This is a genomic window from Burkholderiales bacterium (genome assembly GCA_023511995.1).
GTDB lineage: Bacteria > Pseudomonadota > Gammaproteobacteria > Burkholderiales > Thiobacteraceae > Thiobacter.
The window spans coordinates 69,486-90,005 of the sequence record JAIMAL010000010.1 but is presented as its reverse complement, the minus strand read 5'-3'; the positions used below and the strand labels follow the sequence as shown (position 1 = coordinate 90,005).

Annotated in this window: 25 protein-coding genes and 1 pseudogene; 11 read left to right on the top strand and 15 right to left on the bottom strand. The window is 67.8% G+C overall.

The genetic code is table 11. The features are described from left to right. On the bottom strand, window positions 1-1,398 hold a 1,398-nt coding region (locus K6T56_07120), incomplete at its 3' end, for a hypothetical protein (protein MCL6556115.1). A gap of 238 nt (window positions 1,399-1,636) precedes the next feature. Between K6T56_07120 and K6T56_07115 the strand changes: the two genes are divergently transcribed. Together K6T56_07115 and K6T56_07110 are read left to right on the top strand one after the other, a co-directional pair. Next, window positions 1,637-1,924, top strand: a complete 288-nt coding sequence (locus tag K6T56_07115) for a hypothetical protein (protein ID MCL6556114.1) — start codon at window positions 1,637-1,639, stop codon at window positions 1,922-1,924. Between the two features lie 122 nt (window positions 1,925-2,046). Then, window positions 2,047-2,217 (top strand): annotated as a pseudogene (locus K6T56_07110) (heavy-metal-associated domain-containing protein). A gap of 230 nt (window positions 2,218-2,447) precedes the next feature. Here the strand turns inward: K6T56_07110 and K6T56_07105 are convergent. Further along, window positions 2,448-2,624: a hypothetical protein gene (locus tag K6T56_07105; protein MCL6556113.1), complete on the bottom strand. Its 177-nt coding sequence runs from the start codon at window positions 2,622-2,624 to the stop codon at window positions 2,448-2,450. A 502-nt stretch (window positions 2,625-3,126) separates the two neighbouring features. Here K6T56_07105 and K6T56_07100 point away from each other — a divergent pair. The 7 genes from K6T56_07100 (at window position 3,127) to K6T56_07070 (ending at window position 6,196) form a co-directional block, all read left to right on the top strand. Continuing rightward, window positions 3,127-3,591 carry a universal stress protein gene (locus K6T56_07100; protein MCL6556112.1) on the top strand — a complete coding sequence of 155 codons (465 nt, stop codon included), beginning with the start codon at window positions 3,127-3,129 and terminating at the stop codon, window positions 3,589-3,591. Window positions 3,592-3,622: 31 nt separating this feature from the next. Then, the gene (locus K6T56_07095; protein MCL6556111.1) at window positions 3,623-4,228 is read left to right on the top strand and encodes a hypothetical protein; all 606 of its coding nucleotides are present in this window, start codon (window positions 3,623-3,625) and stop codon (window positions 4,226-4,228) included. A gap of 13 nt (window positions 4,229-4,241) precedes the next feature. Further along, window positions 4,242-4,655 carry a hypothetical protein gene (locus tag K6T56_07090; GenBank protein MCL6556110.1) on the top strand — a complete coding sequence of 138 codons (414 nt, stop codon included), beginning with the start codon at window positions 4,242-4,244 and terminating at the stop codon, window positions 4,653-4,655. A 13-nt stretch (window positions 4,656-4,668) separates the two neighbouring features. Beyond that, the gene (locus tag K6T56_07085; GenBank protein MCL6556109.1) at window positions 4,669-5,106 is read left to right on the top strand and encodes a CBS domain-containing protein; all 438 of its coding nucleotides are present in this window, start codon (window positions 4,669-4,671) and stop codon (window positions 5,104-5,106) included. A 107-nt stretch (window positions 5,107-5,213) separates the two neighbouring features. Continuing rightward, the gene (locus K6T56_07080; GenBank protein MCL6556108.1) at window positions 5,214-5,441 is read left to right on the top strand and encodes an SHOCT domain-containing protein; all 228 of its coding nucleotides are present in this window, start codon (window positions 5,214-5,216) and stop codon (window positions 5,439-5,441) included. Window positions 5,442-5,453: 12 nt separating this feature from the next. After that, window positions 5,454-5,912, top strand: a complete 459-nt coding sequence (locus tag K6T56_07075; protein MCL6556107.1) for a universal stress protein — start codon at window positions 5,454-5,456, stop codon at window positions 5,910-5,912. Further along, a complete protein-coding gene (locus K6T56_07070) occupies window positions 5,909-6,196 on the top strand; it encodes a DUF2267 domain-containing protein (GenBank protein ID MCL6556106.1) in 288 nt (95 codons plus the stop codon). The genes K6T56_07075 and K6T56_07070 overlap by 4 nt, the downstream gene beginning before the upstream one ends. Here K6T56_07070 and glk read toward each other — a convergent pair. Both glk and merR read right to left on the bottom strand, forming a co-directional pair. Further along, window positions 6,133-7,206 carry a glucokinase gene (glk, locus tag K6T56_07065; protein MCL6556105.1) on the bottom strand — a complete coding sequence of 358 codons (1,074 nt, stop codon included), beginning with the start codon at window positions 7,204-7,206 and terminating at the stop codon, window positions 6,133-6,135. The two genes, K6T56_07070 and glk, sit on opposite strands and share 64 nt — an antisense overlap. A 74-nt stretch (window positions 7,207-7,280) precedes the next feature. Beyond that, a complete protein-coding gene (gene merR / locus K6T56_07060; GenBank protein ID MCL6556104.1) occupies window positions 7,281-7,694 on the bottom strand; it encodes an Hg(II)-responsive transcriptional regulator in 414 nt (137 codons plus the stop codon). A 330-nt stretch (window positions 7,695-8,024) separates the two neighbouring features. Between merR and K6T56_07055 the strand changes: the two genes are divergently transcribed. Further along, the gene (locus K6T56_07055) at window positions 8,025-8,879 is read left to right on the top strand and encodes a VacJ family lipoprotein (protein MCL6556103.1); all 855 of its coding nucleotides are present in this window, start codon (window positions 8,025-8,027) and stop codon (window positions 8,877-8,879) included. Here K6T56_07055 and K6T56_07050 read toward each other — a convergent pair. The 5 genes from K6T56_07050 to K6T56_07030 form a co-directional block, all read right to left on the bottom strand. Beyond that, entirely contained in the window at window positions 8,835-10,163 is a 1,329-nt protein-coding gene (locus tag K6T56_07050; protein MCL6556102.1) for a DEAD/DEAH box helicase, read from the bottom strand. The genes K6T56_07055 and K6T56_07050 overlap by 45 nt on opposite strands. A 61-nt stretch (window positions 10,164-10,224) precedes the next feature. Beyond that, entirely contained in the window at window positions 10,225-10,578 is a 354-nt protein-coding gene (locus K6T56_07045; protein ID MCL6556101.1) for a thioredoxin fold domain-containing protein, read from the bottom strand. Window positions 10,579-10,625: 47 nt separating this feature from the next. Beyond that, window positions 10,626-10,979, bottom strand: a complete 354-nt coding sequence (locus K6T56_07040) for an HIRAN domain-containing protein (protein MCL6556100.1) — start codon at window positions 10,977-10,979, stop codon at window positions 10,626-10,628. 104 nt (window positions 10,980-11,083) lie between these two features. After that, window positions 11,084-12,955, bottom strand: coding sequence for an ATP-dependent DNA helicase (locus K6T56_07035; protein ID MCL6556099.1), 1,872 nt, complete (start codon window positions 12,953-12,955; stop codon window positions 11,084-11,086). Between the two features lie 175 nt (window positions 12,956-13,130). After that, window positions 13,131-14,432, bottom strand: coding sequence for a hypothetical protein (locus tag K6T56_07030; protein MCL6556098.1), 1,302 nt, complete (start codon window positions 14,430-14,432; stop codon window positions 13,131-13,133). A gap of 176 nt (window positions 14,433-14,608) precedes the next feature. Here K6T56_07030 and K6T56_07025 point away from each other — a divergent pair, with 176 nt between their 5' ends. Then, a complete protein-coding gene (locus K6T56_07025; protein MCL6556097.1) occupies window positions 14,609-15,289 on the top strand; it encodes an EAL domain-containing protein in 681 nt (226 codons plus the stop codon). Here the strand turns inward: K6T56_07025 and K6T56_07020 are convergent. From K6T56_07020 to K6T56_06995, 6 genes are read right to left on the bottom strand one after another with little or no spacing between them, the layout of a single operon-like run. Continuing rightward, window positions 15,286-16,062 (bottom strand): hypothetical protein, encoded by a 777-nt coding sequence (locus K6T56_07020; GenBank protein MCL6556096.1) that lies wholly within the window; start codon window positions 16,060-16,062, stop codon window positions 15,286-15,288. The genes K6T56_07025 and K6T56_07020 overlap by 4 nt on opposite strands. Further along, complete coding sequence (locus K6T56_07015; protein ID MCL6556095.1) at window positions 16,059-16,514, bottom strand: hydrogenase maturation protease; 456 nt, start codon at window positions 16,512-16,514, stop codon at window positions 16,059-16,061. Before K6T56_07015 ends, K6T56_07020 begins: the two co-directional genes overlap by 4 nt. Continuing rightward, window positions 16,511-17,809: a nickel-dependent hydrogenase large subunit gene (locus K6T56_07010; protein ID MCL6556094.1), complete on the bottom strand. Its 1,299-nt coding sequence runs from the start codon at window positions 17,807-17,809 to the stop codon at window positions 16,511-16,513. The genes K6T56_07015 and K6T56_07010 overlap by 4 nt, the downstream gene beginning before the upstream one ends. Beyond that, complete coding sequence (locus K6T56_07005; protein MCL6556093.1) at window positions 17,793-18,575, bottom strand: sulfhydrogenase subunit delta; 783 nt, start codon at window positions 18,573-18,575, stop codon at window positions 17,793-17,795. The genes K6T56_07010 and K6T56_07005 overlap by 17 nt, the downstream gene beginning before the upstream one ends. After that, window positions 18,575-19,411: an FAD/NAD(P)-binding protein gene (locus K6T56_07000; GenBank protein MCL6556092.1), complete on the bottom strand. Its 837-nt coding sequence runs from the start codon at window positions 19,409-19,411 to the stop codon at window positions 18,575-18,577. The genes K6T56_07005 and K6T56_07000 overlap by 1 nt, the downstream gene beginning before the upstream one ends. After that, entirely contained in the window at window positions 19,401-20,507 is a 1,107-nt protein-coding gene (locus tag K6T56_06995) for a 4Fe-4S dicluster domain-containing protein (GenBank protein ID MCL6556091.1), read from the bottom strand. The genes K6T56_07000 and K6T56_06995 overlap by 11 nt, the downstream gene beginning before the upstream one ends. Window positions 20,508-20,520: the final 13 nt, after the last annotated feature.

The window sequence follows — 20,520 nt, the reverse complement described above, 5'->3', positions numbered from 1 at the left end:
GGCACAGGCCTCGTTGACCCGCCCGTCGCCATAGCGACGGACCAGACCGAGCAGCGCATACACCTGGCGCATCCGCGTCCACGGCAGGTCCCCGGCCAAGAGCGCCCGGGCGAACTCGCCGATGGCCGCGCCGTGGCGGTCGGCCTGCCGCCCGAGGCTCTCGACGTCGCGCAGGGCGTAGATGGTTTTCTCGACCGGGAAGTCGGCCCGGTCCAGCGCCCGGCCGCCGGGGGGCATCCGCGGGTGGACCTTCACGCAGGTCGCGCCGTCGTAGAAGCGCACCGTGGACTGGTCGGCGCGGGCGCGGAGGGTCTTGCCGACGTACGCCGTCGGCAGCGAGTAGAGCGCGCGGGCAACCTGGGCATGTTGATCGGGCGCGACCTTGGGCTCGCACCAGAGCGGAATGTCATAGAGCTCGGTCGGGGCGGGCCGCAGCCGCGGCTGCTCGACCTGCTCGAAGTGCTCGCGGGGCTGCTGCAGGGTGCGGTTGTGGCGACGCAACCCGTAGTCCTCCAAGCACCACTGCCGCGCGTGGGCGCGCGCCGCGTCCAGATCGGCGAGGACCTCGCCGGCGAAGCAGTCCTCGCGGACGGAGGGCACGGCGCGTTCCACGCGCGCCTTGTCCCGGGCTCGGCGCACGCGGGTGGGATCGATCACGAAGCCCCGCGCCTGGGCGTACTCGAGGAAGGTCTGATTGAGGTGCGGCTCCAGGGCATCGGCCTGCTGGACGATCGCCTTGGTGTTATCCGGGATCAGGACGCGGAAGATCCCCTGGAAGAATGCCCAGGCCGCCTCGCAGGCCTCGATCGCGGTCTCGGTCGTCTCGCGCAGCACCGGGTACACGAAGCGGTGGCGCGAGAGCACCGCGGTGAAGATCCACGCGCGGAAGCGCCGGCGGCGACCCGTGGCATCGGCCGCCAGGTGCGTCATCCAGCCGGTGTCGAGCTGAACCTCCTCGCCGGGGTTGCAATCGGCGACGGGGATCGTCGGGGTGGCCCGCCCGAAGCCCAGCTCGGCGATCGCGAAGCGCCGGAGCGTGGCGTAGCTGACGACCACGCCCTGGCGCTGCAGGAGCTTCCGGATCTTGGACAGACGGCGGCCGGCCTGGAGGTGCTCCTCAATGACCGCGCGGTGGGCGGCACACTCGGCCCAGCCGTCGCCATGCGGTCGACCGGTGCCCGGCTGCACCGTACTCACGACCGCAGCGAGCAACGTGTCGTCGACGGCGTCGGCGCTCATCTTGCGCCGCAGGCCGGCGGCCCACGCGGCCCCGATGTACCGCCGCACCGTCTTGACGTCGAGGCCCAGCTGAACGGCGATCCGCTTCTTGGGGACGCCCCCCAACCACAGCCGCAGGACTTCCTTGACCTCGAGCATCCTGACCTCGCGATAGGCCATGCACCCCTCCCGGCCCCATCAGGGGCCGAACCGGGGCATAGCGCGAGGTCACGTGAGGGGGGAAAGCTTTTGAAAAACCCCCGGGCCGCGGGTCCCATGCTTCTGAAAAAGTCCGGTCGGAGGGGTCCCTACCTTCTGAAAACCGACAGTGACCGCCTGGGCGGGCGCCGTCCTGTCGTCGCTATGCTGTCTCCTCCCATTGCTAATCATCGTGCTCGGGCTCGGGAGCGGCGCCTTCATGGCGACCACGATGCAGTACCGGTGGATCCTGATCCCGCTCGGCGTCGTCGGCGTGGTCGGCGGTTTCGCGCTCTACGTGCGCGAGCGTCGCCGGTGCAGCGCCGTCGCCTGCCGCATGGCCGGGAGCCGCCTGACGCTCGGCCTGCTGGTCATGGCGGGTCTCGTCGTGGCGGCGGCGATCGCGCTCGATCAGTTCCCCGAGTTCACGTCAGACCTCATCGCGGCCCTCACCGAAAACGGCGGGTCGGGGGGCCACGCGGGCCGCGGACCGGAGGGGCATCGATGAAGCGTGCGCGGTTCGTCTGTATCGTGGTCGTTCTCGTGGCCGCTTTCGGTCACGTCGCCGCGGCCGCGACGTCGACCGTCGTCCTGAACGTCGAGGGGATGACCTGTGGGTCCTGACCGCTCGCGGTCAAACGGGCCCTGGAGGGGCTCAAAGGCGTCAGCCGAGCGGGAGTGAGCTTCCGGGAGAGGCAGGCCGTGGTCACGTTCGACCCCGCACAGGTCGGCGTCGACCAGCTGATCGAAGCGGTGAACCGCATCGGGTTCAAGGCCTCGCTCAAGGCGCCGTCGGGATAGCGAACCCGGCTCGGAGCACTTTCCGTGAATTTTCCGGGTTGACCCTCCGGCAGCCGACCAAACGGGAGGGAAGCGCGACGCGTAAACTGCTGCTCCTTCGGTCGGGTGTCGTCCCGAGTCGACGGCGCCGACGCCCTCATAACCCAAAGGTCGCTGGTTCAAATCCAGCCCCCGCAACCAATGGACCGCAGCGACCACGGCCTCCTGGTCCCCGAGGAGGCCATCGGTTTTCACCGACCGCGGATCTCGGCCCGCTTTTCGCCCCTCCGGCGCGGCTTGGGGGCCGGCCACGGGGCGATCGTGAGCGCCTCCAGGTGCTTCGAGATCTCCGCCTTGGCCCGGACGGGCTCCGTTCTCAGCGTGCCATCCAAAGCGGTCAGCTTGTTCCACACGTAGACCGAATCCACGAGCGCCTCCGAGGGCGGGTTTGCAACGGCTTCCGTCGGGAGCGGGGTAGAACACCGATGCACCGGATGGTAGCGTTGGAGGTCGGGCTCAGAACCAGCGACGCGAACGGGGTCAGCGGTTGACAGCACGGCTTTCTGGTCGTGCCTCGCACGCCGGGGCCGAGGCGTTGCCGCGCCCGGACGGATGCCGCGAAAAATCCGGTCGACTCGACCGGTCGGCGACTCCCGGGAAGAGGAGGCCTGCGGATCGAGGGTGGGCTCCAGCCTGGGGTGCTGGGGCCCCCGGCCGGGAGCGCGACCGTTGAGGCACCGGCGCCCCGTCGCGGCGCCGGCACCCCAACCGCGCGGAGCCACCGGCTCGAGCAAGTGCGCGGTATTCCGGGTCCGGCCGTCGGCCAGGGGGTTGCTTCCCTTCTCCAGCACGTGAGCCGACTCCGGTTGGCGGGGTCGGCCGGCGGCCCAGTGAGCGACCGGACGCCGCCCGCGGCGCCCGAGGGAGGCCATGTACAACCGGGTTCTGGTTCCGTTGGACGGGTCGAAGACGGCCGAGGCGATCCTGCCGTTCGTACTGGAGATCGCGGGACCGCTCGACATCGAGGTGGCGCTGCTTCAGGTGATCGTACCCATCCCGCCGTCCGTCGTGGAGGGTAGTCGTCAGGTGATAGTGGAGGACGCCGAGGCTCGCCGCGCGGAGGCCGAGCGATACCTGGACAGCCTGGCCGCCGAGCTCCGCGACCGGGGCGTGCGCGTCCGGACGGTGGTCCGGCGCGGCGACCCGGTGACCGAGATCGCGACCGCCGCGCGGGAGCTGGAAGTCGACCTGGTGGCCATGACGACCCACGGCCGGAGCGGGCTAGGGCGGCTGCTGTTCGGCTCGGTGGCCGAGGCGGTCCTGAGGTCCACCGACCTACCGGTGCTGATGATGCGCCAAACGGTGGCGCAGGTCGCCGAGCGCGTGCGATCGTGAGACGGCAGGGCCGGTGGAAGGGGGAAGGTCGATGACCCGTGACGACGAGCTCCAGGAGATGCGCGAAGCGTCGACCGCATCGCTGGCGGCGGTGGTGGGGATCCTCATCGGGTCCGCCCTGGCCTTTACGGCGGCAACCGCCCCGATCAACAAACTGCTGGGATCCGGCGCGGCGGCCCTGCCGGCGGCCCTGCACGGCCTCACGGCCTTTCTTTACCTCTTCGTCGGGACGATCGGCCTCTACCTGGGCTGGCGCCTGATGACCGGTCGCATCCGGGCTTTCGCGGATCTGCAACTGCTGGCCACGGTCTCGGCCACGTTGTCGTTCCTGGCCATCGTGGCCGGCAACTGGCTCTACATCTACTACCGTGCGAACACTCCTGGTAGCCCGCGGTCGTACTTCCTGACAACGATGCCCGAGGTGCATCGCATCTTCTTCGAGTTCAAGGAGTTCGCGGCGCTCTTTACCCTGCCGCTCACCGTGGCCGCCGCCTTCATCCTCTGGCATTACGGCCGGCAGGTCGTCGAGCGTCGGTGGCTCCGCTACAGCGTGGCCGTCCTGCTCGGGCTGTCGTTCTTCTACCTTGTGATCGCGTTCGGGCTGGGCGCTGCCGTCACGAAGCTACGTCCGGCGTAGCGGGGAGGACGAGATGAGCGCGGGGACACTGGAGACCAAACGGGACGAGGGCTACATCGAAGCCTCATGGGGGCGGCTGCGGCCGCCGGTCCCCGGCGGAGCCGCCGTGGCCGCGCTGCTGTCAGCGATGCTCGGAATGCTGACGCTGGCGGTAGTCAACGTCTTCACCGCGGCCTCCCCGGCCTTCAACACCTGGGTGCACGGGATCGGCAAGCTGTGGATGCCCGGGGCCGAAGGCATCGGGCCGTACTCGGGCAAGGAGACGCTGTCGCTCGGGGCGTGGCTGGGAAGCTGGGTCGTCTTGCACTTCACGATCGGCCGGCGCGATTTGGAGGTGTCTCGCTGGTTGATCGTGTTTCTGGTCGGGGTCGGGATCGCCACGACCCTGATCTGGCCGCCGGTGTTCGAGTACCTGGCGGGTCACTGAGAAGGAACGAGCCATGCGTGTCGCCGACCTCATGAGTCGCAGCCCGGTCACGATCGACCCCCGCACGCCGGTCCTGGAGGCGCGGGACCTGATGGCCAGGCACCGGATCCGCCACCTGCTGGTGGTGGACGGACCGCGGCTGTTGGGGATCGTGACCGACCGCGACATCCGCCTGAACCTGCCGTCGCCGGCCACCAGCCTGTCGGTGTGGGAGATCACCTACCTGCTGGCCCGGCTGACCGGCGGCGAGGTCATGTCGAAGTCCCTCATCGTGGTCGAGCCCGAGCTGGACGCCCGGGAGGCGGCCCGGATCATGCTCGACCACAAGATCGGAGCGTTGCCGGTGGTCAGCGGCGACCGGCTGGTCGGCATCGTCACCGAGTCCGACTTCCTCCGCGCGTTCGCCGCCGGCTTCGTCGCTCCGGTCGTCGCGACGGCGGGATCGGCCTGATGCGCCGGGTCGACGCAGCCACGGCGGCGGCCGCCCGGGCCGCCGGCCTCGGGATCGTCCTGCTCCCGGCGCCGGCGGGGGCCCAGGAGCGGCCGTGGGAGTGGGGCATGCATCCGATGGCCTGGATGTGGGGCGCCGGCGGGTTGATCATGATGCTCACGATGCTGGTGTTCTGGGGGCTCGTCATCGCGGCTTTGGTCCTCGCGGTCCGCTGGCTCCTGACGGCCGACCGGCGGCCTGGACGCGACACCGCGCTGGAGATCCTGCGCGAGCGGTACGCCCGCGGGGAGATCGGCCGCGAGGAGTTCGAGGCGCGGCGACGGGACCTCGGCTGAGGAGGCGCAGCGATGCCGAAGACGTTCCGTCGAATCCTCCACCCGTCGGACTTCTCCAGCGCGTCGGCCCCGGCCTTCGCCCGGGCGCTGGACCTGGCGCGGAGCAGCCGGGCCGAGTTGATCCTGCTTCACGTCATCGACGACGTCCTGCCGCTCGGGCCAGACGGCTACGTGAGCCCGAGCACCTGGGAGCAGATCCAGAGGTCGTCGCGGGAGTACGCGCGCAAGGGGCTCGACCGCCTGATGGCCCGGGCCGCCCGGGCCGGCGTGAAGGCGCGGGCCGTGGTGGCGGAGGGCTCGGCCCCGCAACAGATCGTGCGGACGGCGCGGGCCCGGGGCGCCGACCTGATCGTCATGGGGACGCACGGCCGCGGTGCGGTGGCCAAGTTCTTCCTGGGCAGCGTGGCCGAGCGCGTCATCGCCACCGCCGGCTGTCCGGTGCTCACCGTCCGGGCCCGGAAAGCGCGATGACCCCGCAGGCGTTCTACCGGACCGTGCTGGCGGCCACGGGCGAGACCCGTCTCGAAGCCGCCAAGCGCGCCACGGGCGCCGTCTTCCATGCGCTCCGCGACCGGCTCACTCCGGAGGAGGCGGACCAGGTCGCGGCGCAGCTGCCGCGGGAGCTGAAGGCGGTCTGGTACGAAGGGGAGGTGCCCGATCGCCGCCCGCTCCGGCTGCGTCGCGAGGCGTTCTACGAGCGCGTCCGCCGCGACGCCCGGCTCGCCTCGCGCCGCCCTGCGCCTGCCAGGCCATGAAACACTCCGATCCGCTGCCCGGCGGCCGGCAGACCTCGCTCGGCGAGCCGCAGCGCACCCTTTAAGGCCGTGTCCGGCCGCAACACGAGGTGCACGGGAAAGCGCTCCATGGCCTGCCGGAAACGCCCCTTGGCGCGGAAGGCCTCGAGAAAGCCACTGGCTGCCAGGCGCGCCGGCAGGCGCGCCGCGATGCCCCCGGCAAGATACACGCCGCCTTTCGCCCAGGCGGTAAGGGCGAGATTGCCGGCCTGGGCGCCGTAGATGCGGCAGAAGAGCTCCAGCGCCCGGTCCGCCAGCGCATCTCCCCTCTCCAGCGCGGCGTGGGTGACCGCCGCCGCACCCTCCTCCCGGATCGCCCGGGCGAGGTCGCAAGCCATGCCCTGATCGCCGCAGACGTATTCCATGAGCGCCACAAGGCCCGGTCCCGAGAGAATGCGCTCGTAGGAAACATGGCCATGACGTTGGCTCAGGAAACGCCACAGGCCGATCTGCTCCTCGTCCGTGGGCGCGAAATCCACATGTCCCCCCTCCGAGGGGAGCACGGCGTAGTGATCCCCCTGCCAGACGAGAAGGGCTTCGCCAAGCCCCGTGCCCGCGCCGAGGACGGCGCGGGGTGCGTGAAGAACGGGCTCGCCGACCTGCAGCGTCAACAGGTCGCTGGGCGCAAGCGCCTCGATGCCATAGCCCGTGGCGACGAAATCGTTGATGAGGTGGACATGGGCAATGCCGCAGACCGCTTCGATCTCATCGGCATCCACCCAGAGGGGAAGATTGGTGAGACGCACCCGGCGCCCCTCCACCGGCGCGGCCAGGGCAAGGCAGGCCGCCTGGGGTCGGGGCAGGCCGTTGAGGAATGCGCTGATCAGCGCCGTGGCCGAGGACCAGGCGACGCTGTCGAAACGGGCCTCGTGGATGATCTCCCGCGGCATATCCTGGGAAACCGCGGCGAGACAGACGGCGGTCTTGGTACCGCCAAAGTCGGCGGCGAGCACGAGGGGGGAAGCGATCATGCCCCGATGGTAACTTCCCGCCGCCGGAGGCGCCAGCGCTTCCCTTCACCCTTCGGGGCGGCAAGGCATGATCCTCAGCGGACTTCGAATTCCCGGTCGGCAAGGCTAGAGACGATGGGACAGCCGGCAGCGTTCAAGCCAGCATCGCAGCGGGCGATGAGTTCCTGCAGGGTATGCTTCATGCGCTGCAAATCCTCCAGGCGGCTTTCGATGACGGAGAGTTTCTGCAGGGCGAGGGCCTTTGCCTCCCGGCAGTCGCCATCGCCCAGCCGCAGCAGATTGCCGATCTCCTCCAGCGAAAACCCCAGCCGCTGCGCCCGCTTGATGAACAGCACGCGCGCCACCGCCTGCACCGGATAGAGCCGATAGCCCTGGGCCGGTTTGGGCGGTTCCTCCAACAGGCCCCGCCGCTGGTAATAGCGGATGGTTTCGATGTTGACCCCAGCCTTGCGCGCCAGGGTTCCGATGGTAATGCCCTTGAGTGCCATCTGTGCCTTCAGTGAAAACACGTCCTCTGCCACCGCCCCCTCCCTGCGGGAAGGAGACACTCATGGCGCCCACCCTGTGGAATCGGGTCGCCATGGGCTTTAGCGGCAACAGGCGCAAAAGGTTTAGGCCCGACTTAAGAGAAAACCCTCAAGAAACCTCCACCCCTGCCGTTACCGGGAAAAGACGGGGGGTTGCGTCCCCCAAGGCCGCCCGTGACCGCCGTTCGGGCCGGCCACGCCGCGCCGCTTGGTGACAGGGGCGGCCTCCTGCTATCATGACGCGGCCATTTTGCGCTGAATAAAGACTTGAAGCCCTACGGAAGAAAAACCATGCGCCCTCGTTTTTCCCTGAAGCCCGCCGTCTTCGCCGGCGCCCTCCTGCTTTCCCTTGCCGGCTGTGCCACCACCGATCCCCGCGATCCCCTGGAACCCCTGAACCGGGGCATCTACCACTTCAACGACGCCGTGGACAAGGCGGTGCTCAAGCCGGTGGCGCAGGGATACAAGACCGTGTTGCCGCAACCCGTGCGCACTGCGGTGACCAATTTCTTCTCCAACATCGATGACGTGCTCATCGCCCTCAACAACCTCTTGCAGTTCAAGTTCCGCGATGCGGTCTCCGACGTGGCGCGTGTCGCCTTCAACACCACCTTCGGCATTGCCGGGCTGTTCGATGTGGCCACCTCCTTCGGGCTGGAAAAGCACGACGAGGATTTCGGCCAGACGCTGGGCTATTGGGGTATCGGCGATGGGCCCTTCCTCATGCTCCCCATCCTCGGCCCGAGCAACCTGCGGGACACCGTGGGGCTTGCCGCCTACTATCGGCTCGACCCGGTGCTGAATCTCGACCATGTGCCCACCCGCAACACGCTGAGTGTGCTGCGCTTCATCGACCGTCGGGCGCAGCTTCTGGATGCGGAGAAGGTGCTGGACGAAGCGGCCCTCGACCCCTACACCTTCCTGCGCGATGCCTATATCCAGCATCGCCGCAGCCTGGTCTATGACGGCAATCCGCCGCGGGAAAAGCTCGAGGATGAGGAACCCGCCAACCCGGCCCCGCGTAGCGAGGCGCCGCAGGCCATCTTGGCCGAAGCGCCCGCCCCCGGGGCACCGGAAGCGCAAGGGGAGGAAAACAAAGAATCAGTCGTCGCCCTCCCCGGCACTCTGCCGTGGGGGCAGGAGTAGCGCGGGGATCTCCCGTTTCCTCGTCCCGGGCCGGGGAGGAAGCGACTCCATGCGCGGGGCACGGCGGGATTCCCCTTCCGCGGTGGGCGGGGAAAGCGGCGAGCTCGTCCCCACTTCCACGGGTGGAGGCGGCTCCAGTGGCAGCTCCCGCCTGATGAATTTCTCGATCTCGGCCAGCAGTTTCTTTTCTTCGGGGCTCACCAGGGAAATCGCCAGCCCTGAGGCCCCCGCCCGGCCGGTGCGGCCAATGCGGTGGACATAGTCCTCCGGGTTGAAGGGCAGCTCGTAATTCACCACACAGGGAAGGTCGTCGATATCGAGCCCCCGGGCGGCGATGTCGGTGGCCACCAGCACCGTCACCCGCCCTGCCTTGAAATCCTCCAATGCCTGCATGCGGGCCTGCTGGGTCTTGTCGGAATGGATGGCGGTGGCAGCGATGCCGGCCCGCTCCAGCTCCCGGCTCAAACGGTTGGCGCCCAGCTTGGTATTGGTAAATACCAACACCTGGGGCAGGCCACGGCTGCGCACGATGTCCACGAGAACCCGCCGTTTCTGCTCGTTGGGCACCCGATAGGCGATCTGGATGACCGTATCCGCCGTGGTGTTGCGTCGCGCCACTTCGATGGTGACGGGATCGCGCAGGAATTCCCGCGCCAGCTTCTTGATTTCCTCGGGAAAGGTGGCAGAGAACAGCAGTGTCCGCCGCCTTGCCGGCAGGTGACCGAGAATGCGCCGGATGTCCGGCATGAAGCCCATATCCAGCATGCGGTCGGCTTCATCCAGGACGAGGAACTCCACCTGCGACAGATTCACACTGCGGTTTTGCAGATGATCCAAAAGCCGGCCGGGGGTCGCCACCAGGATTTCCACGCCCTTCATGAGCTCGGCAATCTGGGGCTCCATGTTGACGCCGCCATAGACCACCGCCACCCGCAGCGGCAGATATTTGCCATAGGTCTTCACGTTCTCGTACACCTGCGCCGCAAGCTCCCGGGTGGGGGTGAGGATGAGGGCCCGCACCGGATGCCGGGCCGGCGAGGTGCTGGTGTTGGCGTAAACGCGCAGGGTTTCCAGCATGGGCAGGGCGAAGCTGGCCGTCTTGCCGGTGCCCGTTTGTGCGCCCGCCATCACGTCGCGACCGGAGAGGACCACGGGAATGGCCTGGGCCTGGATGGGCGTCGGTTCCGTGTACCCCGCCTCCGCCAGGGCACGCAGGATTTCGGGACAAAGGCCGAGTGCTTCGAAGGTCATGGATGGTTTGCGCAGCCAGCAAGCGGCGTCCATTATAGGCGGATTTTTCCTGCTGTCTTAACGATTTGCGCAGCCGGGGCGGGGCTTTCCCCGCTCACAGTCCGGCGTGCTTTTCGAGAAAATCCCGCAGCCAGCCTTCGGGGCGGGCGCTGGCGAAACGCGCCTTCTCTTCCCCGTTGACGAACAGCAACACGGTGGGGAAACCCCGCAGGCCATAGCGGCCGGCAAGCTTCATGTTCTCGCCTTCGTCCACCTCCACCTTCGCCAGCCGCACCCGGCCGCCGTAGGAGGCGACGACCTTCTCCAGGACGGGCGCAAGCACCACACAGGGGGGACACCATTCCGCCCAGAAATCCACCAGGATGGGGGTCTCGTGGGAGGCAGCCAGCACCGCCTGGTCGAACTCTTCCAGCGAGGTATCGAAGATGAGGGGCAAGGCAGAAGCCATAGCTAATCCGGCAAAGACAAAGCCCCGCATTGTACCCGATCGCCGCCTCAGGGCTCGATGATCACCTCGAACTGGATGCGTGCCCAATGGGAACGCCCGGGCTGAAGATGGGTGATGCGCCCGGCAAGGCGCACCCCCTGATCCAGCAGGCGGGCAACCGTCTCGTTGCCGGCGCGGGGCACGTAGCCCAGCATGTGGCCCTGCCACAGCACCCGCACCGCGCGGGGATCGTAGGGATTGTCCGGCTCCCGCTCCAGGGTGAGGGCATCGCCCACCCGCAACTGCCCCCACACCGCTTTGCCCGCGTGATACTGCACGCCCGCCACCGGCAGGGTCATGAGCACCATGCGGGCGACGACTTCGGCAGCAGCCGGCAGCGAAATCCAGGAGCAAAGCGCCATCAGGCCCGAGACCAGCCAGCGCAGGGCAGACGGGGAGCGCCTGTGTCGTCTCCTTCGGGCGGGGAAAAAGCCGCGCAGAGGCCACTGCGCGCTACCGGCGCCTTTCATGGGCTCGAGGGCCGCGCCAGGCGCTCAGGCACCCCGCTCAAGAAAAACCCCACGGCCTCCCTCCCGTCGCGGGTGCGGCGCATGGGGGGCAGACTCTGCCAGATGCGCCGGCCGTAGGGTTTGTCAATGAGCCGCGGATCGCAGATCATGAGCACGCCGCGGTCGGCTTCATCGCGGATGAGTCGGCCCGCCCCCTGCTTGAGCTGAATGACGGCATTGGGCAACTGGTACTCCAGAAAGGCATTGCGCCCCTCGCGGCTCATGCGTTCGATGCGCGCGGCCAGCACGGGATCGTCCGGCGGCGAGAAGGGCAGGCGGTCGATGATCACCAGGGACAACGCCGCCCCCCGCACATCGACCCCTTCCCAGAAGCTCTGACAGGCCACCAGCACGGCATTGCCCAGCCGGCGGAAGCGTTCCAGGAGTTCGGTGCGGGAACCTTCGCCCTGCAGGAGGAGGGGAAAATCCAGTGCCCGCTCGCGGAAGGCCGCTTGCAGAAGCGCGTACGCCTCCCGCATCGCCTTCAGGCTGGTGAAGAGGAAAAAGGCGCGTCCGCCGGCGGCCTCGATGAGGGGCAAGGCCGCCTCCACCACGGCGCGGGTGTAATCGGGACCGTTGGGATCGGGTAGCCCCGTGGGGACATAGAGCAGCGCCTGCCGCGCGTAATCGAAGGGGCTGTCGAAGGCGGCGGTACGCGCATCGGCAAGCCCCATGAGCGCCTGGTAGTGACTGAAATCGCCCTTCACCGCCAGGGTGGCGGAGGTGAATATCCATGCCCGCGGCTGACCTTCCATCTGCGCCCGCAAGGGCTCCGCCACGGAAAGGGGCGTAGCATGCAGGGCAAAGCCGTGGGTGGCCGCCTCCACCCAGCAGACCGCGTCCGCCTCACTCCCCTCCCGCCAGCGGCGCACGCCCTCGCCCAGGTTCTCTGCCCGCAGGCGGCAGTTGTCCAGCCCGGGCGCACGATCGGCATGGGCGGCAAGCGCTGCCTTAAGTTCGCCCAGCGCCGCTTCCAGTCGCGCCAGCCCAAAGGCGAAATCCGCAACCGCAAGTGCCCGCGTGGCGGGGGCGCGCCAGCCTTCCCGAGGCAGGCAAAGTCGCACATCCCGCACCGCTTTTTCCAGTGCCTGGGCGGCCTCAAGAAGAGGCGCCGCCCCGCCCGCATGGGCGAGCGCCTCGGCGCGGCTGTCGCGCGCCAATTCCATGAGCTGGCCGCCGCTCACACTGCTGCCGAAGAACAGCCCCGCAAGCTCCGGCAACTGATGGGCCTCGTCGAGGATGATGGTGTCCGCCACGGGCAGCAGTTCGGCGACGCCGCCATCGCGCAGGGCCAGATCGGCAAGAAAAAGATGATGGTTGACCACCACCACGTCCGCGGCCAGCGCCCGCCGGCGCGCCTCCATGACGAAGCATTGCGGGAGGTGGGGACAGTCGCCACCGAGACAATTGTCACGGGTGGAGGTGACGTAATTCCAGATGCTGGCAGTTTCCGGCACCTCGCCACACTCCGCCTTGTCACCGCTTTGCGTGGTGCGCGCAAAGCGCTCGATGCGGGGAAGATGGCGGGCATCCTGGCGGTCGAGGAAACGTCCCTCCTCCTTTGCCCGTTTGAGGTGATAGTGGCAGACATAGTTGGCCCGCCCTTTGAGCATGGCCACGGTGACCGGGAGTCCAAGGGCTTGCCGCAACAGGGGGATGTCCCGCAGGAAAAGCTGATCCTGCAGCGTCTTGGTGCCAGTGGAGACGATCACCTTGCCGCCGCGGGTAAGGGCCGGCACCAGATAGGCAAAGGTCTTGCCCGTGCCGGTGCCCGCCTCCACCAGAAGGCGCGCGCGGTCGGCAATCGCCTGCGCGATGAGGCGCGCCATGGCGATCTGCTGCGGGCGGCAGCGGAAATCGGCGATGGCCCGCGCCAGCGGGCCATCCGGCGCAAAGAAATGCTCGACGTCGGTCATGGCGGTGGGGCAATGCTAACACGGCCACCCACCGCCTCCGGCTTCTCCCCGGAAAAAGACCGCCGTGATCCCCGGCAGAATCAGCGATTCAGCGGGGCAGCTCTTCAAAGACGTTGGTCCACACGTTGAGCACCTGGGAGGCGCCGGGCGCATCCCCCGTCTTGATTTCCTTGACGACACTCAAAGTCTGCATGTCGAGTTTGTGCAGATTGCCATCACCGGCATTGGAGAGGTAGCCATAGCGGCCATCGCGGGTGAAGGCAATGTGCCCCATCCGTCCCTTGCCCACCGTGAGGTTCTTGACGAGCTTGAAGTTCTGGGTGTTGTCGATGATGGACACCACGTTGTTGCCGTAGTTGGTGACCACCGCGTATCTGCCATCGGGCGTGTTGTAGGTATGGCCGATGCCGGTGGAGCCGGTCTCGATGCGCGTCACCAGTTTCTTGGTGGCGGCGTCGAAGACGGCGACCTCGCTGCCTTCGAGCTTATTGCCCGGCCCGCGGTTGAGGATGAAGAAATACCTGCCATCCTGGGTGAAGTTGCCATGGTGCCCCTCGATCACCCCTTGCCCGGTTAAGGGCATTTTCACCTCGGCGATCTTCTCGAAGCCGCCCACGGAATAGACCAACGCACCCGGCAGGTTCTGCTCACGATCCTTGCCTTCCACCACCACCCAGACTTCACGGCCATCCGGGCTTGGCACCGGATAATGGGGCTTCGAGGGCATCTTGATCCGCTTCACCGACCAGTCACGGGTATCGATGATCACGAAGTGATCGTCGACACGATCGACGGTGAAGGCATAACGGGAATCGTAGCTCCACGCATTGTGCATCGATGTCGGGCCGCCCGGCTTGCCCGCGACATCGAGCTCGATGTTCCTGACGACCCTGTCCGTCGCCACGTCGATGAAGCTCACCCGCAGCTTGCCATCGTCAAGCCCCCAGTGATTGACCATTACCAGCCTGCCGTCGGGACTGACCAGGGGATGTTTCGGGCGGTTGCCGGTCTTGATCCTCGCGGAAACGGCGCGCTTTTCCAGATCGATCACCGTCACCGTCTCCTTGCCCGGGGCTTCCGCACCCACATAGACCTTGCGCCCGTCGGGCGTGGTGCTCCCCAGCGCCGCCCCCTTTTCCGTATCCAGGGCGGCGACGACACTGTCGGTGGCCGGGTCCACCAGATACGCCTTGCCGTTCCCACCATGCAGGTGGACGATCAGGCTCGGCCATTTGACATCGACTTTCTTCGGCGTGCCCACTGTCGCCGCGCTGGGCGACGGGGTGGCCGTCGGGCTGCTCGCCTTCGGGGTGGTTGCCGTCTGCGCGCAACCGCCAATGACGAATGCGGCTGCGAGCACCCTAAGACGCCATTTGTTCTTGTCAAGCATGGGGTTCCTCCTGGCCGGTTGTTTTCTTCGGGAGATGCGCTCCCGACGAAATCCATCGGGGCGCTCCGGTATTATTAGTACCCCCTTCCCCACGCTTTTTGCCTAGCAGCCCGTCGGACTGAGGGCCGGGAATTGCATCCAGAGAGGATGACTGAAGCCTGGTAATATCTGGCCCCATGCCCGCTTTCGTCCTCAAGCGACCCGTGACGGGGCTCGTTTTCGTCTGTCTCCTGCTCCTTGCCCCGCCTGGTGCGGCCGAAGTCGTGCGCATGGCTGCGCCCAACGGGAGGCTCGCCACCGCGGAATACCAGCCGGGGGGCGCGGGACTGCCCGCCGTGATGGTCATCCACGGTTTTCTGCAGACGCGGGATTTCGCCACCGTGGCGGCGCTCGCCGATACGCTGGCCGGCGCGGGATACACCGTGCTGCGCCCGACCCTCACGCTCAACGTGTCATCCCGCCGCCGCAGCCTGCCGTGCGAGGCGGTGCACACCCACACCTTCGAAATGGAGGTGGACGAAGTCGGCGCCTGGACGGAATGGCTCTCCAGGCGGGGCCACCGGGTGGTCGTCCTCGTCGGTCACAGCAGTGGCGCTGCCGCCATCCTACCCCACCTTCCGCGCCCCCATCCGGCCATGGGCGGCGCTTTCCTGATCGGTCTGCCGGACCCCGACCGGCAGATGCCCGATGCCGAGCGTCGGCGACTGGTGCGGGATCTGGCGCGCCTCATTGCCGATGCGGGCTACCGGCTGGTGGCGGAAGGCATCGAATCGGCGGAAATGCTGGAGGCGGCGAAGGCGGCGGGTTTTCACAAAGCGCAGGGATTTCATCTGGGCGCACCTGCGCCCCCGCCCTAGGGCAGGAGCTCCACTTTCACCTGGATGCGGGTGGCCGTCTCTTCCTGTGTCCGTGTGCCATAGACGATGCCACGGCCCTGCGCCTCAGCCGAGGTCCCCACGCCTCCCAGCTCGATCCACTCCCCCAGCCGGCCGGAAACCCGCGTGGCGGCGGCCTCGACGGCCACGCTGCGGTCATCGGTGAGGCGGCTGCGCCGGGGCGTGATGTCCAGCATGACCCGATCTCCGGCCAGGCGTGGCACCACTTCGAAGCCGCTGTCCACGTCCCGGTACTCGGTGCCCTCCTGCACCACGGTGCGCCCCCAGGCATCGCGGGTGACGATCCGGCTGCGGTAAGGCACGGCGACACCGGTGCGGATGAAGGCCCGGTGGCCCTCCAGCACCTGTAGGCGTTGTTCGTCCTCCCGCTCGCCGGCGGCGCGATTGGACCACACCCGCGCCTCCACTTCGCCCCCCGCCCCGATGCGCCCCGACACCGCCGCGCCGGCATCCTCCCCGGCCGTCGTGCCCCCCATGCGCACCGTAATCAAAAGCCGGCGGGGCGCTTCGTCCAGGCTTGCCACCACTTCCCGGATCTGCAGAAGCTTCTCCGGCGTGGCGCGCACGATGAGTTTGTTCTGCAGGCCGGTCACTGCCCCCGTCTGCCCCAGCAGAGGCTGAATGAGGGGAATCAGCTCCTGCGCCGTGCGATAGCGTAACGGAATCACCTCGACCCGCTCCTGCGCAAAGGCACAGCCCGCCAAAAGCCACACAAGCCACAACCATCGCCTCATTGCCGTTCCCCTTCCCTCACCGCCGCGCACACCGCCGCCACCAGCCGCGGCAGAGCGGCTGCCGTGGCCGGCGTGAGGCCCTCGCCTTCGGCGCGGCCGATTTCGATACCAAACAGAAACAAGCGGTCCGGCCCCTGGTCAAGACGCCGACTCAAGGCCACCGCCTCCGCCAGCCCGAAGCCATGGGTCGAGGTATGGCGGGCAAGACACGCGAGCACCGCCTCCTCCGTGAAACGATGCACCGTCCCGGGCGGCGCACCGCTTCTCACCCCATCCACGAACACCACTTCCTCCATGCCCTTGAGCATCGGCAAAAGCCGCACCCCGGGCCGATCCAACGCCAGCACCGGCACCCCGAGGGGAGAAAGCCGTGCCTCGATAAGGGGCGCGGCAACAAGCCCCAGCGCGTCGTCGCCAAAGGGCGAACCCACACAGATTACCGCCCGCTTCATGACCGCTTGACCTCAAGGCGCAGAAAATGGGTGGCGCAGGAGATGCAGGGATCATAGTTGCGGATCACCTGTTCGGCCCGCTGACGCAGCGCGGCCTCCTCCCGCTCAAGGCCGAAGGCGGTCAGATTCGCTACGAGATCGGCCTCGATGCGCGCCTGGTTCTGGCTCGTTGGCGGCACAATGCGCGCGCGCAGCACGCGGCCTGAGGCATCGAACCGGTACTGATGCCACAGCAGGCCGCGCGGCGCCTCCGTCGCCCCGCACCCCTCGGCCTCGCGTGGCGTGAGGGGCACCCAGGGGGCGGCGGTTTCCTCATAGGCTTCGAGGAGCCGGATCGCCTCGATGAGGGCGTAATGGATTTCCACCGCCCGCGCCACCACGCTGTGGTACATGTTGTCCGACGGCCAGCGCACACCCGTTGCCTGCGCCACCTTGCGCACCGCCTCGGGCAGGCGCGACCAGTGCAGATTGAGGCGGGCCAGCGGCCCCACCAGATAGAGCTCGCCCCGCAGCAGGCAATGCAGGGCGGTGGAATGGGGCACCTGGCGTTCCTCGAACACCTCGGCAAATTCGGCGATCGCGATGTCAAGGCCGCGGGAGGAGATGATCCGCTCCCCCATCATGGGATAGGTACCGGGCTCGACAACACTCACACATTCGAAATCCTGGTGATCCTCCGGCAGTGGCAGCGCCCCACACCAGCGGACCAGGGCTTCGGCCTCGGGCAGGGCGGCGATGAGTTTGTCCCGCAACGCGGAGGTCTCCCCCCGGGTCGGCGCACGGTGAAAGCCGCCGGGCCGGGCACCCACCGGATGCACGGACCGCGCCCCGAGAAAGCGGATGATTTCGTTACCCAGCGCCTGCAGCGCAAGGCCCCGGCGCACCGCCTCCGGCTGCTTTTCCGCCAGCTCCAGCACGCTGTTCAAGCCGAAGAAATCCGGCGCCGCGAGGAGATGGATGTGCAGGGCATGGGATTCGATCCACTCACCGCAATAGAAGAGGCGGCGCATGGCCGCTATCCAGGGGGTGACCTCTACAGCGAAAGCGGATTCGATGGCACGCACGGCACTCATCTGGTAGGCGACCGGGCAGATGCCGCAGATGCGGGCCACGGTATCCGGCACCTCCTCGTAGCTGCGGCCTTCCAGCAGTTTCTCGAAGAGCCGCGGCGGCTCGTAGATGTTTAGGCGAAGCGCCTCGATGCGCCCATCGCGGATGGAAAGCTCGAGCGCCCCCTCGCCTTCCACGCGGGCCAGCACCGGCACCTCGATGGCAAGCTCACGCCGTTCCGTCATCTTCCTTCTCCACTGCCTGGCGCAGGGCCGGCGCCCCGGCGGCAATGAACAGAAAGCGGGCGCGCACCGCTGCTTGATCCAGCCCCAGGGTGCGCAGCCGCGCGGCCAAGGCGGCCCCGTTCACCTGCCCGGCCGGTCCAAAGCAGCCATAACAGGCGCGCCCCACACCGGGACACAGGGCGCCACAGCCACCCAGGGTGACGGGCCCCATGCAAGGTTCACCGCGTATCACCAGCACACAGGGGTGTCCGGCGCGTTTGCATTCGAAACAGACAGGGTCACTTGCGGGCCGGGGTGTTACCCCCAGCAGCAGGTCGGCGATGGCCGCCAGCACCTGGCGGGTGGTCACCGGGCAGCCCGGCAGTTCCAGGTCCACCTTCACGTGTTCCGCGATGGCGGTGGAAGTGTCGAGCGCGGCGAGGCTCAAGGCGCCGGGGTAGATACGCTTCAGCCAATCCGCGCCCTGCATGCGGCCATTGCGCAGGGCCTGGATGCCCCCTGCGGTGGCGCATGTGCCCATGCTGACGAGAAAGCGGCTCCTCGCCCGCACCTCCTGAATGCGCTGCACGTCCTCCGCCGTGGTGATGCTGCCTTCGACGAAGGCGATGTCGGCTTCGGCTTGCGGATCCACCACGCCGGCCTCGGCGAAATGGACGAAGGTGACGCGCCGGGAAAGGGCGAGCAGCGCCTCCCCCGCATTGAGGAAGGCAAGCTGACAGCCGTCACAGGATGCGAACTTGTGCACCGCCACCCGGGGCTTCTGCATCAGAACCCCCGCACACCCAACAGCCCGCGGATTTCCGCGAATCTGAACACCGGCCCGTCGCGGCAGACGAATTTGCCACCGATCTGACAATGCCCGCAGTGCCCCAGCCCGCATTGCATGTTGCGTTCCAGGGAAAGAAAGATGGCCTCCGCGGACATACCCTTGGCGAGGAGCAGCTTGGATGCGGTCAGCATCATGCCCTCCGGCCCGCACATCATGGCCACCGTGCGTCCGGGGTCCGGCGCCGCCTGGGCGATGAGCTCGGTCACCGGGCCCACGTGCCAGGGCCAGTGACCCTGCGCCACATTGGCCGCCACGTGCACGTCGGTGTGGGGCATCTGCGCCCAGGCTTCGTACTGATCCCGGTAGATGAGGTCCTCGCTGTGCTTGACCCCCTGGATGATGGTCAGCCTGCCGAAACGGCGGCGGCGCCGGATGACGTACTGGATCACGGAGACCACCGGCGCGCAGCCAAGCCCGCCGGTGATGATCAAGACATCGCGCCCTTCCGCCTCGGTGAGGGGCCAGCCCCTGCCATAGGGGCCGCGGATGCCCACGCAATCGCCCTCCTTAAGCGCGGCAAGGCCTTCCGTCACGCGCCCCACCCGGCGGATGGTGTGGTCGAACACCCCCTCCCACTCCGGATCGGAAACGATGGAAATGGGCACCTCCCCCACCCCGTGCAGGTAAACCATGTTGAACTGGCCGGGCTGGAAGCGGTAGGTTTCCCGCAGCACGGGATCCTCGAAACGCAGGCGCAGGGTGAAGATGGTCGCCGATTCCTGGCGCCGTTCCAGGATGCGCGCCGGTTGCGGCAGATAGGGATTAACCGCCATGGTCCGCCTCCGCCAGCAAAGCGGCGACTTCTTCCGTGAGATCGATGCCCACCGGGCAGGCGGCAATACAACGCCCACAGCCCACACAGCCGCTGCGTCCGAATTGCTCGTGCCAGCCGGCGAGCTTGTGCAAAAGCCACTGGCGGTAGCGATGGCGGATTTCCGGACGCACCTGGAAACCATGCAACCAGGCATGGCCGGCGCTGAAACAGGAATCCCACCGTCGCTCGTGCACCGTGCCGCTCCCATCGAGGGCGGGCCGATCCTCCTCCGCATGGCAGAAGCAGGTGGGACAAACCTGGGTGCAGTTGCCGCAGGCGAGACAGCGTTGCGCCACCCAATCCCAGCGGGGATGCTCCAGGCGGGAAAAAAGTGCGGCCGCCAGATTGCGCCCGGGCAGCGCCCGCGTCTGCACCTGCGCCGCGTGCGCCAGTGCCTGCGCTGCTTCGGCCTGCTGGGCAGCCGTGGCCGGCGCAAGGTGCAGCGCCGCGAGAAGATCGCGGCCCGCTTGCGTGCCCACCTCGGCGAGGAAACCGTCGTCAAGTTCGGTGAGGGAAATATCGAAGCCGGCAGTGGCCTGCGGTCCATCGCCCGTGGACGCGCAGAAACAGGTCGCCGCCGGATGGGTGCAGTTGACGCTGATGACGAACAGCTCCTCGCTGCGGGCGGCGTAGTAAGGATCGACCACCGCCTGACCGAGAAACACCCGGTCCTGGATGGTGGCAGCCGCCAGATCACAGGCGCGCACGCCGAGAAAGGCGAGGGGCCGCGGTGCGGGCGTCACCGGCGTGAAGACGAGACAGCCATCCTTTTTCTCCGCCCGCCAGAGCGTCTCCTGCGGCGCGAAGAGAAAGGGTTTGATGGCCTGGGGACCGTTCGCCCAGGCAAAGCAGCGCGGAGCATCGGAGCGGGTGAGCCGGTAGAAGCCCGGTCCCTGGGCATCGTGCCAGCCCCAGGGCAGCTCGGCAGCGGCCGCGATCTCGCCATAGGCGATCATGCCCTCCCGCACGCGGGGACCGATGACGGCAAATCCCTGCGCGAGGAGCAGCCGGATCAGCTCATCAAGCCGCGGGTGGGGCAGAAACAGGGGCGCCATGGAAATGCTTTCC

What these genes read in the sequence shown, in the direction of transcription:
- K6T56_07035 (MCL6556099.1), bottom strand. Translation starts at nt 12,955, where the DNA reads ATGGCGCGCCTCATCGCGCAGGCGATTGCCGACCGCGCGCGCCTTCTG.
- merR (MCL6556104.1), bottom strand. Translation starts at nt 7,694, where the DNA reads ATGGCACTCAAGGGCATTACCATCGGAACCCTGGCGCGCAAGGCTGGG.
- K6T56_07070 (MCL6556106.1), top strand. Translation starts at nt 5,909, where the DNA reads ATGACCCCGCAGGCGTTCTACCGGACCGTGCTGGCGGCCACGGGCGAG.
- K6T56_07055 (MCL6556103.1), top strand. Translation starts at nt 8,025, where the DNA reads ATGCGCCCTCGTTTTTCCCTGAAGCCCGCCGTCTTCGCCGGCGCCCTC.
- K6T56_07005 (MCL6556093.1), bottom strand. Translation starts at nt 18,575, where the DNA reads ATGCAGAAGCCCCGGGTGGCGGTGCACAAGTTCGCATCCTGTGACGGC.
- K6T56_07050 (MCL6556102.1), bottom strand. Translation starts at nt 10,163, where the DNA reads ATGGACGCCGCTTGCTGGCTGCGCAAACCATCCATGACCTTCGAAGCA.
- K6T56_07115 (MCL6556114.1), top strand. Translation starts at nt 1,637, where the DNA reads ATGGCGACCACGATGCAGTACCGGTGGATCCTGATCCCGCTCGGCGTC.
- K6T56_07020 (MCL6556096.1), bottom strand. Translation starts at nt 16,062, where the DNA reads ATGAGGCGATGGTTGTGGCTTGTGTGGCTTTTGGCGGGCTGTGCCTTT.
- K6T56_07045 (MCL6556101.1), bottom strand. Translation starts at nt 10,578, where the DNA reads ATGGCTTCTGCCTTGCCCCTCATCTTCGATACCTCGCTGGAAGAGTTC.
- K6T56_07010 (MCL6556094.1), bottom strand. Translation starts at nt 17,809, where the DNA reads ATGACGGAACGGCGTGAGCTTGCCATCGAGGTGCCGGTGCTGGCCCGC.
- K6T56_07030 (MCL6556098.1), bottom strand. Translation starts at nt 14,432, where the DNA reads ATGCTTGACAAGAACAAATGGCGTCTTAGGGTGCTCGCAGCCGCATTC.
- K6T56_07075 (MCL6556107.1), top strand. Translation starts at nt 5,454, where the DNA reads ATGCCGAAGACGTTCCGTCGAATCCTCCACCCGTCGGACTTCTCCAGC.
- K6T56_07090 (MCL6556110.1), top strand. Translation starts at nt 4,242, where the DNA reads ATGAGCGCGGGGACACTGGAGACCAAACGGGACGAGGGCTACATCGAA.
- glk (MCL6556105.1), bottom strand. Translation starts at nt 7,206, where the DNA reads ATGATCGCTTCCCCCCTCGTGCTCGCCGCCGACTTTGGCGGTACCAAG.
- K6T56_07080 (MCL6556108.1), top strand. Translation starts at nt 5,214, where the DNA reads ATGCATCCGATGGCCTGGATGTGGGGCGCCGGCGGGTTGATCATGATG.
- K6T56_07000 (MCL6556092.1), bottom strand. Translation starts at nt 19,411, where the DNA reads ATGGCGGTTAATCCCTATCTGCCGCAACCGGCGCGCATCCTGGAACGG.
- K6T56_07100 (MCL6556112.1), top strand. Translation starts at nt 3,127, where the DNA reads ATGTACAACCGGGTTCTGGTTCCGTTGGACGGGTCGAAGACGGCCGAG.
- K6T56_07085 (MCL6556109.1), top strand. Translation starts at nt 4,669, where the DNA reads ATGCGTGTCGCCGACCTCATGAGTCGCAGCCCGGTCACGATCGACCCC.
- K6T56_07015 (MCL6556095.1), bottom strand. Translation starts at nt 16,514, where the DNA reads ATGAAGCGGGCGGTAATCTGTGTGGGTTCGCCCTTTGGCGACGACGCG.
- K6T56_07095 (MCL6556111.1), top strand. Translation starts at nt 3,623, where the DNA reads ATGACCCGTGACGACGAGCTCCAGGAGATGCGCGAAGCGTCGACCGCA.
- K6T56_07025 (MCL6556097.1), top strand. Translation starts at nt 14,609, where the DNA reads ATGCCCGCTTTCGTCCTCAAGCGACCCGTGACGGGGCTCGTTTTCGTC.
- K6T56_07040 (MCL6556100.1), bottom strand. Translation starts at nt 10,979, where the DNA reads ATGGCGCTTTGCTCCTGGATTTCGCTGCCGGCTGCTGCCGAAGTCGTC.
- K6T56_06995 (MCL6556091.1), bottom strand. Translation starts at nt 20,507, where the DNA reads ATGGCGCCCCTGTTTCTGCCCCACCCGCGGCTTGATGAGCTGATCCGG.